Source organism: Methanobacterium sp. BAmetb5 (assembly GCF_003491305.1).
Taxonomy (GTDB): Archaea; Methanobacteriota; Methanobacteria; order Methanobacteriales; family Methanobacteriaceae; genus Methanobacterium.
In genome coordinates this window covers 2,252,501-2,257,500 of record NZ_CP022706.1, presented here as the reverse complement: position 1 = coordinate 2,257,500, position 5,000 = coordinate 2,252,501, and the positions used below count along the sequence as shown (strand labels likewise).

6 protein-coding genes (1 of these 6 cut by a window edge) are annotated in these 5,000 nt (G+C 40.6%); 5 read left to right on the top strand and 1 reads right to left on the bottom strand.

Annotated features, from left to right (window positions below):
- Positions 1-81 precede the first annotated feature (81 nt).
- Entirely contained in the window at positions 82-546 is a 465-nt protein-coding gene (locus CIT02_RS11275) for a hypothetical protein (protein ID WP_292612550.1), read from the bottom strand.
- Positions 547-1,309: 763 nt separating this feature from the next.
- Here CIT02_RS11275 and npdG point away from each other — a divergent pair.
- The 5 genes from npdG to CIT02_RS11250 form a co-directional block, all read left to right on the top strand.
- Entirely contained in the window at positions 1,310-1,981 is a 672-nt protein-coding gene (gene npdG, locus CIT02_RS11270; protein ID WP_292612548.1) for an NADPH-dependent F420 reductase, read from the top strand.
- Between the two features lie 69 nt (positions 1,982-2,050).
- The gene (gene hxlB, locus CIT02_RS11265) at positions 2,051-2,632 is read left to right on the top strand and encodes a 6-phospho-3-hexuloisomerase (RefSeq protein WP_292612546.1); all 582 of its coding nucleotides are present in this window, start codon (positions 2,051-2,053) and stop codon (positions 2,630-2,632) included.
- A 98-nt stretch (positions 2,633-2,730) separates the two neighbouring features.
- Positions 2,731-3,243 (top strand): tRNA-intron lyase, encoded by a 513-nt coding sequence (gene endA, locus CIT02_RS11260; RefSeq protein WP_292612544.1) that lies wholly within the window; start codon positions 2,731-2,733, stop codon positions 3,241-3,243.
- Between the two features lie 67 nt (positions 3,244-3,310).
- Positions 3,311-4,405, top strand: a complete 1,095-nt coding sequence (locus CIT02_RS11255; RefSeq protein WP_292612542.1) for a tryptophan--tRNA ligase — start codon at positions 3,311-3,313, stop codon at positions 4,403-4,405.
- A gap of 68 nt (positions 4,406-4,473) precedes the next feature.
- Positions 4,474-5,000, top strand: partial view of a stage II sporulation protein M gene (locus CIT02_RS11250; RefSeq protein ID WP_292612540.1) — the 5' portion only. Its footprint extends 106 nt past the window's final position; the window shows 527 of its 633 coding nt (coding positions 1-527); its start codon is at positions 4,474-4,476; the stop codon falls past the right edge of the window.

Below are 5,000 nucleotides of genomic sequence, written 5' to 3'. Positions count from 1 at the left end.
AAATGCATTTTGAACTAATTTTATTTTAAAAAATAATTGATTTAGTAGATTAAAAAAAATATCCATGGCTGGTTTTTAATGTTAGGACCAGCCAAATTCAGTTAATTTCTTTAGGTGGGCCTGTAGAACTGTGTTGTTTACCAGTACATTGTCAATGCCTATATCAACAGTTGTGGTAGTTTCAGGGTGATCTGAAATTGGAACTAATGATTTAGAAGTTATTTCAGGTTCTGGTGATTCTACAGTTGCATTGGGAGTTACTGTGGTATTATTGGTATTCTGTACTGAAGTTTCCTCGGTAGACTGGGCTGTGACTTCAGGTTCCTCTTTTTCCAGGACAGCCGGGATCAATCGAGCCCTTGCACCAGATCCAGATTTGTCGTATCCAGTACATCCATCGTAGTCTGCGTCACATATGGAACAGGTAACTTCACCTTCGTAAGTTCCCTTGGGATTCACTAATAGGCAACCGTAATGGTCACACAGGGGACAGTAATCCTCCCAGTAGTAGTATCCGGATTCTCCTCCGTACATTCCTCCAGGCATAAAATACCCGCCTATACTTGAAGCACTACTCACCGGCAGTGCACATAAGACTAAAGCAGCAATAGTAACCGCTTTAAATAAATTTCGCTTAATAAAATTCCTCCGTTGGTTCATTCCGACAAAATCATGCCAATTTCGGACATGCCGCTAGTTTGCGGACCATTTGGGTTTTGTCAGTTTGCCACAATCGCCACTAAAGACTATTGGGTTCTTTGAACCGCATACCGTACATTGAAACACCTCTAATCTGTGAATTTAGTATTATATAAGAAATAGCATGGGAACATGACCCCTGCTATTTTTGAGCATTCTCTTTAAAAGAGACATTATTAGCAGATAGATAAAAAAAAAGACACTATCACCAAAACCATAATGACAAAACAGTGCCATTATGTGAATGTTATAAAATATTTTAACCGTTAAAAAACGTATTAAAACCTAAATTGGTTTTTATAAAACATATAATATCATTTATTGCATGTTATTAACTGTCGGGAATAATGATTGACGTTAAGTCATTGATTTTACACATCTTTTTGTGTTACTACTATATATAGTTTGCGCACGTAACACCAAATTTTTCCCATCACCCCAACTTACATCTATTACAACCAGGATGAACCTTTAAAAAAATTTTAGTGGACTGGCACACAAATACTTAATTAGAACATTTAATCTAATTTTGGATCATAGTGAATTTTATTCAAAAAGAAAGTTTGAAAGAAATATGGAAATTAAGTAAAAAAATTAGGGGATGTTTTTCTTGAAAATTGGAATTGTAGGTGGAACTGGAGATCAGGGAATGGGACTGGCAATGCGATTTGCCCAAGCAGGAGAACAGGTAATTGTGGGGTCAAGGGATGTTAAAAAGGCTGATAATGCAGTTGACCTCATTAAAAACACGTTGAAATCCGATGCATCCACCAATGTTAAGGGAATGACCAATGAAGAAGTATGCCATGAAGCGGATCTGTTGATTTTAACGGTGCCCCTTCAGGCCCAGATGATTACCCTCAAAAGTATAAAAGACCATGTGGAGGGTAAGATTCTAATTGATGCCACGGTTCCCATGGAAAGCTGTCTGGGTGGCAGTCCCGTGAAGTACGTTAATGTGTGGGATGGCTCCGCAGCAGAAAGAAGTGCTAATTTTCTAAAAAGTAAAAACGTGAAGGTAGTGTCTGCTTTCAACAATATAAGTGCGGCCAGTCTAACCAATATAGGTAACAGTGTGGAGTGTGATTGTTTAATCTCCGGAGATGATGAGGAATCCAAACAAGAAGCCATGAAACTGGCCGAAAAAATACCCGGAGTCCGGGCCATAGACTGTGGAAACCTGGAAAACGCTCGAATAGTGGAAAAAATTACTCCTCTCTTGATAAACCTCAATATACGCAATAAAATTAAACTGGCCGGTATCAGAATCACCGGACTATAATTTAACAACAAATTCCGGGCAAATAACCTTATTCACAAGATAATGAAAAAAAATAAAGGTTCATAGAATATGGAATATCTAAAAAAAACCGCAGAAGGAATAGCCAAACATGCCCTGGAAGTTATTGGCCGCATTGACTTTGAACAGGTAGAACAGATGATCCATTGCATAACTGGGTCAAACTCCACCTTCATTGTCGGTAGTGGAAGGTCAGAACTGGTGGGTAAAGCCTTTGCCATGCGCCTGATGCACCTGGGATTCACGGTACATGTAGTGGGCGATGTAACCACCCCTGCCCTTACCCAAGAGGACTGCCTCATAGCAATCTCCGGTTCAGGAGAAACCAAAACCGTGACCCTTGCTGCAGAAACTGCCAGTGAAGTTGGAACTAAAGTAATAGGGATAACCACCGACCCCCAATCCACCCTGGGAAAGAATTCCAACGTGGTGGTAAACATCGACAGTAAAAGCAAAGTTCCCTGGAAATATTACACTTCCCATGTTCTCAAGGGAAACTACGATGATCTGACCCCTATGGGAACCCTTTTCGAGGATAGCACCCACTTGTTCCTGGACGGTTTGATTGCCGAATTCATGGTCCGCCTGAACAAAAAAGAAGGCGACTTGCAGCGGTTACATGCCCGGGATTAACTAAAAATCCAGAGAATCATAAACCTTCAGGATAACATTCAAAATACCCTTATCCCCTGGGTAATTTTCCCAGTCATTTAAAAAATAGGTGAAATTATATGGATGCCGAGTTAATTGGAGAACTAGTAATAATCAAAGATAAAAAAGCAGTGGCTTTAAGTGAGAAAAGTCACTACGGTAAATACAACCAGGAAGAACTGCAACTTTCATTAATAGAGGCCTTTTATCTCCAGGAAAAGGGAAAAATAAACATTTTAGACCGTGAAAATCAGGGAAAAATCATTTCCCCCCACCAGATGAGGAAGATTATCCAGAATGAAGACCTCTTTTACCGCTACATTGTTTACCGGGACCTTAGAAACCGAGGATACATAGTTAAAACTGGTTTCAAATATGGTTCTGAGTTTAGATTATACGAAAGAGGTAAATCCCCGGGTAATGGTCATTCTGATTTTGTGGTGAGGGTTTTAACTGAAAATCAGGATATATCCGTGCTTAATTTTTCCAGCTATGTTCGCGTGGCCCATGGAGTTAACAAAAAACTCTTGCTGGCAGTGGTGGATGATGAACAGGACATAACCTACTACAATGTTGAGTGGACCCGGCCATAATGACTTTGAAGGCATACCAAACTTTATAAACTAATTAAACAACGATTATCATATTAAAGGTGATTTATTGATAGATCCATGGAGTTCAGCCATAGTAAACTATGAAAAGCTCATTGAAGAATTTGGAATAAAACCATTCCAAGACATTTTAGGTGACCTGAAAGATCCCCACACCCTCATGAGAAGGGGAATCATATTTGGACATAGAGATTACGGTAAAATTGTTAAAGCCATCCGTGAAAAGAGTAAATTCGCAGTGGTAACCGGTATGATGCCCAGTGGGAAAATGCACATCGGCCACAAAATGATCGTGGACCAGCTCATCTGGTACCAGGAAAATGGCGCCGAAATCTACATCCCCATTGCCGATATGGAATCTTACTCTGCCCGGGGAATTGAATTTCCAGAGGCCAAAAGAATAGCCATTGAAGAATACATAACCAACTACCTGGCCCTGGGTCTGGATCCCGATAAAAACCTGCACATTTACCTGCAGTCTGAAAACAAAATAGTGACTGATCTGGCCTATAAACTGGCAAAAAAGGTAAATATGAATGAAATGAAAGCAATTTACGGTTTTAACGGGTCAACCAACATTGGACATATCTACGCACCCCTCATACAGGTAGCCGACATATTACACCCCCAACTGGAGGATTGTGGAGGCCCTAAACCCACGGTGGTTCCAGTAGGGCCAGACCAGGACCCACACATACGCCTAACCCGAGATATTGCCGACCGTTTCCATTCCAAGTTCCATTTCATAACCCCCTCTTCCACCTACCACCGTTTTATCACCGGTTTGACCGGTGGTAAAATGTCCAGTAGCCAACCAAAAACTGCCATATTCCTGAGTGACCCACCAGAAGTGGCTATGAAGAAATTAAAATCCGCCAAAACTGGTGGAAGAGAAAGTTTAGAAGAACAAAAAGAAAGGGGAGGAATTCCTGAGGATTGTGTAGTCTATGAGATGTTACTCTATCATCTTATACCATCAGATACCCGGTTAAAAGAGATATACCACCAGTGCCAGGAAGGTAGCGTGATGTGTGGCGAATGTAAAGCCATGGCGGGTGAGATGATAAAGGATTTCTTTGAAGATCTGCAAAGGAAAAGGGAAAAGGCCAGTAAAAAGGCTGAAACTATATTAGGAGAGTCATGAGTATATATTATGTTAAGGTCATATTATATTAAATCATTAAGGTAAGAAAAATCAGGAGTTCTAGTTCCATGGCCAGAGAAAAATATGAAGGTTTACTTGGTGGGCTTTACAACCGGAATGAGATATTTTTGGTGTTATCGGCCATGATGCTGATTTCTTCCATGTTCATAGGATACGCCTTTGCTGGGATGTTGGAGCCTATCCTGGGAGGTATACTGGGAGCATTCAAGAAACGCGTTACCGAAGGTGATTTACAGCTCAATACCATCTCCATATTTTTGAACAACATCAAAATTGCCTTTTTAATCTACGGCGGTGGCTTGATTGTCGGAGTGGTTACCGCTATTTACCTGATCTTCAACGGAGTATTTATTGGTTACACTGCATCTCACTATGTTTTAGGTGACTTCATTATCTATACCCTGCCCCACGGAGTGTTCGAACTTTTAGGAATCATAATTGCGGGTGCTGCCGGATTCAGACTGGCCAACATTGTGTTAAACATCCTTAAGGGCGTGTTAAAACTCCAGAAAGATTTTTCCATTTCCAACCAGTTCAAATACTTGCTGGAAGCTAACTTCGATGATTTCAAGGA

What these genes read in the sequence shown, in the direction of transcription:
- CIT02_RS11275 (WP_292612550.1), bottom strand. Translation starts at nt 546, where the DNA reads ATGCCTGGAGGAATGTACGGAGGAGAATCCGGATACTACTACTGGGAG.
- hxlB (WP_292612546.1), top strand. Translation starts at nt 2,051, where the DNA reads ATGGAATATCTAAAAAAAACCGCAGAAGGAATAGCCAAACATGCCCTG.
- endA (WP_292612544.1), top strand. Translation starts at nt 2,731, where the DNA reads ATGGATGCCGAGTTAATTGGAGAACTAGTAATAATCAAAGATAAAAAA.